Raw genomic sequence first — 4820 nt, 5'->3', positions numbered from 1 at the left:
AGGCGTGCCTGGCGCGAAACGGCGCATCGGGCGCGCGAAGGCGACGGCGTCACCGAGGGAGCCACCGGCACGGGTCGCCGGGCAACGTAGACTGGGAGGAACGCTACCGCTTGCTGTCGGCTGTCGGCTCCCGGCGCAGACCGGGTCGCGGCCGCCGGCACGCACCGGACGCACTCTCCCCGGCAACACACGGTTGCCTCGTGGATGAGTGTTCCCACTTCCCGAGGAGGACCATGGTTACCGTCGATCGTTCAGCCGCAGAGCAGTCGGTCATCCCGGCCGGCCCCGTTGTTCCGGTGCTCTCGCTGAGCGCGGAACCCGAACTGGTGCTGTTGTCCCCGGACGCCCGCACCCGCCGTTTCGACCGCGACGACGTCGTCGTGCGCAAGGGCGAGATCGCCCTCATCAACGGCCACTTCACCCCGCACGAGTCCATGGTCAGGGACCTGCTCGCCGTCGCGCACGCCCTCGACACCGCCGGCATCGACTTCCTGCTCGTCCGCGGCGACCACGACCGCCCGGTGCTCGCCGTCGACCGCAAGCGCCGCAAGCACATCACCCGCGCGCTTGCCGAGGCGTTCTCCAACGACCCCTTTTACGCCAAGCCCCTCGACGGGCACCTCACCCAGCCCCTCCTCCTCGCCGACGGCGCCCTCACCACGCTGCGCAAGTCATCCGTCTTCCGGGTCTACCGTCCGCGCATCGAACCGATCGGTCGCCTCCGGTACGGCGCCGAGACCGCGTTCCAGTTCGAACTCTGGTTCTTCGGCGAAGACGAGATCGTCGCCCCGGTCGAGAATTCCCTGATGCGCAAGCGGATGCCGCGTGGCGAGGCCCGCGAGACCACCATCACCCTGTTCGGGCGCACCTGGCGCACCCTGCAGCACATGTTCGACGATCTCGCGAGCGACGTCAGCTTCGACATCGACATGGTCTTCTCCTGGGTCGACGGCTCCTCGAGCGACTTCCAGCGCGAACGCGCCAAGCGGATGAAGGCCTACGTCGTCGGCAGCGGCGACGAGTCCGACGCCCGGTTCCGCCAGATCGACGAACTCAAGTACGCCCTGCGCAGCGTTTACATGTTCGCGCCCTGGGTGCGCCGCATCTTCATCGCCACGGACTCGCCCGCACCTGAGTGGCTCGCCGAGCACCCGCGCGTCACGATCATGAACAGCGAAGACTTCTTCCCGGACCCGAGCGTGCTGCCGACGCACAACTCGCACGCCGTCGAGAGCCAGCTGCACCACATCCCCGGGCTCGCCGAGCACTTCCTGTACTCCAACGACGACATGTTCTTCGGCCGTCCGATCGGACCGGAACTGTTCTTCTCGCCCGGCGGCGTCACCAAGTTCATCGAGGCATCCACCCGGATCGGCCTCGGCGAGAACGACCCGAGCCGCAGCGGGTTCGAGAACGCTGCCCGGGTCAACCGGGCGCTGCTGCGCGAACGCTTCGGCAAGGTCACGACCCGGCACCTCGAGCACACGGCCGTACCGATGCGGAAGAGCGTGCTGAACGAGCTCGAGGCCGAGTTCCCCGAGGACTTCGCCCGCACGGCGGCGAGCCAGTTCCGCTCGGCGACCGACATCTCCGTGACGAACTCGCTCTACCACTACTACGCGCTGACCACCGGGCGCGCCGTCGAGCAGACCCAGGCCAGGTCCCTCTACATCGAGACGACGCTCAAGCTCGCCCTGCGTCAGATGAACAAGCTCCGCAAGCGCCGCGACCAGGACATGTTCTGCCTGAACGACGGCAGCTTCCCCGAGATCTCGGACGACGTGCGCCGCGCAGCCGTGACCGAGTTCCTCGAGCAGTACTTCCCGATCGTCGCGCCGTGGGAGCGCGAGGCGCAGGACTCGTCGAGCGTCACGCCCGCCGCAGCGGCTGCGACCGCTGTCAATGGCGGGGTCGGTGACGTCGGCGGTGCGCCGCGGACCGGACCGTTTAGCGCAGAACCGGGATCGGCGTGGTCATCGGCGGCTCGCGGAGCGCTGGCAGAGTACCCGCGTCCATGATCGTGATGCCCGACTCGGCGAGGCGTCGGGCGCTCTCCTCCGGGTTGATGTAGTCGAGCGGGGCATAGCTGCCGAGCGGCACGACCGAGTGCAGCACGGTGTCCGGGTAGACGTGCACGAGGTTGAACGCCCGGGCGCCGTCACGGCCGCGGGTGCCGCCGACGGGCACATTGAGGTCCTGCGTGTAGCACGTGGCCGAGGCCACCGACACCGGGATGCCGGCGAACATCGCGGTCGAGGAATAGTGCAGGTGCCCGGCGAGGATGCTGCGGACATCCGTGCCGCGGAGCACCTTGGCCAGGCGCGACTGGCCGCGGAGTTCGACCGAGACGGCGAGGTCGAGCACACTCGGCACGGGCGGGTGATGCATCGCGAGGATGGTGCCGTCCGGTGCGGGAACGCTCAGCTCGGTGGTGAGCCAGGCGAGCTGGGCGTCGGTCACGGTGCCGAAGTGCTGGGAGGGCACCGAGGTGTCGAGCGTGATGATGCGGAGGCCGCCGATGTAGTCGACGCGGTCGATGGGAGCCGTCGACGAGGGCTGGCCGAGAAGTTCAGCACGGAAGGCCGAGCGGTCGTCGTGGTTGCCCATTACCCAGATGACGCGGGCGCCGAGCCGAGCGGCGGCCGGTTCGACGATGCTGCGAACCAGGGCGTAGGCATCCGCTTCGCCCTTGTCGGCCAGGTCGCCGGTGATGACGATGGCGTCGGGGCGGCCAGAGGATGCTTCGACCTCGGCGAAGAGTTCGGCGAGGTGCTGGGCGCTGTCGACCCGGTCGTACAGTCGGCCGCCATCGGCTAGGAGGTGAGTGTCGCTGAGGTGGAGCAGGAAATAGTCCGGCCTAGGGTATTCGGCCGTTCGCAGGTTCAAATGAACTTTCCATTCGTCGGGACTGTGTGCACTCATCGTCGAGTCGACTGACTCTACCCTGAATAGTCGACCAGTCGTTCTTGAACGGCCGGTGTATTCCAGACGAACATGCCTGCGGACCCGGAGTTTATTCTCCGGGTCCGCAGAGGGCGGTGCCTGATCATGCCGGGCGCGTCAGCCTGTGTGCTCGCCTTCGTTGACCTGCAGAACTCGCTCGCCCTGCTCTCCCGAGTTCGTCACGGCGATCTTGCGCGGCTTGGCGGCCTCGCTCACCGGGATCGTCACGCTCAGTACGCCGTTGTTGTACGTCGCGCCGATGCGGTCGACGTCGATGCCCTGCCCGAGGTTGAGCTGGCGGAGGAACGAGCCGGCCATGCGCTCGCGGGTCAGCCACTTGACGTTCTCGTGGTTCGCCATCGTGCGCTCGCCGCGGATCGTGAGCAGCTGGCCGTCGACGTCGATGTCCACCGAACCCGGGTCGATGCCGGGCATGTCGGCGTTCAGCACGTAGTGGTCACCCTCCCGGAAGAGGTCCATCGGCATGACCCGGGGCCCCCGGTTGTCGATGAGGGCCGAAGCCATGCGGTCGAGTTCGCGGAACGGATCGTAATTCATTGCCATGGTGTGTCCTTCCCTTGGTCCGGCTCCGGGGATGCTCATCCGTCCGGTGTCGCCCCGGAAGTCCGGACGATTCTCAATTGACCTTCAATAGTTGAGTCGATGGGGCTCAACTATTGACAATGTATTCCCGGAACCGGTGCCCCGCAACGCCTCGGAGCCGGCCGGCCCTGGCCGTTCGCGGGCGGCGAAAACCGGTCGGGTGACGCCGCCGCGTTCGAGGGGTGCCGGGGCGTGCGCGCCCTGAATAGGCTGGGCACATGGCTCGTTTCGTGCGCTTCTCCGAATTCGGCGGCCCGGAAGTTCTGCGGGTGATCACCGGCGATCCGCCTGCCGCCGGTCGGGGCCAGGTGCGCGTGCGGGTGCACGCCGCGGGGCTCAATCCCGTTGACTGGAAGATCCTGCGCGGCGGCCCGGCGGCCGGCGCATACAGCGTCGCCCTGCCGAGCGGCAACGGCAACGACTTCTCCGGCGTCATCGACGAACTCGGTGCCGGCGTGACGAGCTGGGCTGTCGGCGACGCCGTTCTCGGCGGCGCGCGCATGGTCGCCCAGGCGGACTGGATCGTCGTCGACGCGTCCGCGATCATCCGCAAACCGGATGCCCTCGGGTTCCTCCCCGCCGGAGCGCTCGATATCGCCGGTCGCACCGCGGCGGCCTCGGTGCGCTCCCTGGCGCTGACCCGCGAGGACACCGTGCTCGTGAGCGCCGCCTCCGGGGGAGTGGGGGTTCTCGCCGCCCAGCTCGCCGTGCGCACCGGCGCGACCGTGGTCGGAACCGCGAGTCCCGCCAACCACGACTTCCTCCGCGGTCTCGGCGTGATCCCGGTCGCCTACGGCACGGGCCTCGTCGATCGGGTGCGGGCGCTCGTGCCCCGGGTGACCGCGGTGCTCGACAACAACGGTCCCGCGACGATCGACGCGGCCCTCGAGCTCGGCGTGCCCGGCACCCGCATCAACACGATCGCAGCGCGCGGCTACCGGGCGGATGCCGGCATCACCGGAGTCGGAGGCCAGGCGGCCCGTCCCGGCGACCTGGCCGCCCTCGCCAACCGGGTCGCGAGCGGGGACGTGGTGCTGCCGATCGACCGGGTCTTCCCGCTCGACGAGGTCGCGGACGCCTACCGGTACCTGATGGGTGGGCACGTGCGCGGCAAGGTCGTGCTCGGTCTGGTCTGAGCCCTCCGGTTCGTGAGGCCTGCGGTTCCTGGGCCCGGCGGTTCGTGAGGAAGGCGCGGTCCCGGCCCGGCACGGTGTACCTTCTACATCACAGCAGTTGAATTCTGCTCAGAAGGACCTCGGCGGCGTTCGGCCCCG

4 protein-coding genes are annotated in these 4820 nt (G+C 68.7%); 2 read left to right on the top strand and 2 right to left on the bottom strand.

Annotated elements, in window-relative coordinates; genetic code table 11:
• The first annotated feature begins 233 nt into the window (after window positions 1-233).
• Complete coding sequence (locus QN350_RS19035; RefSeq protein ID WP_322137782.1) at window positions 234-2018, top strand: stealth family protein; 1785 nt, start codon at window positions 234-236, stop codon at window positions 2016-2018.
• On the opposite strand, the gene QN350_RS19030 is transcribed toward QN350_RS19035, so the two are convergent.
• Together QN350_RS19030 and QN350_RS19025 are read right to left on the bottom strand one after the other, a co-directional pair.
• Window positions 1948-2886 (bottom strand): phosphodiesterase, encoded by a 939-nt coding sequence (locus tag QN350_RS19030; protein ID WP_322137781.1) that lies wholly within the window; start codon window positions 2884-2886, stop codon window positions 1948-1950. The genes QN350_RS19035 and QN350_RS19030 overlap by 71 nt on opposite strands.
• A gap of 174 nt (window positions 2887-3060) precedes the next feature.
• Window positions 3061-3507, bottom strand: coding sequence for an Hsp20/alpha crystallin family protein (locus tag QN350_RS19025; RefSeq protein WP_322137780.1), 447 nt, complete (start codon window positions 3505-3507; stop codon window positions 3061-3063).
• A 257-nt stretch (window positions 3508-3764) separates the two neighbouring features.
• Here QN350_RS19025 and QN350_RS19020 point away from each other — a divergent pair, with 257 nt between their 5' ends.
• A complete protein-coding gene (locus QN350_RS19020) occupies window positions 3765-4682 on the top strand; it encodes an NADP-dependent oxidoreductase (protein WP_322137779.1) in 918 nt (305 codons plus the stop codon).
• The last annotated feature ends 138 nt before the right edge of the window (window positions 4683-4820 follow it).

Origin of the sequence: Cryobacterium sp. 10I5 (assembly GCF_035019865.1) — a bacterium.
Lineage (GTDB): Bacteria > Actinomycetota > Actinomycetes > Actinomycetales > Microbacteriaceae > Cryobacterium > Cryobacterium breve_A.
The sequence above is the reverse complement of the archived record's forward strand: the minus strand, read 5'-3'. Positions and strand labels throughout refer to the sequence as shown.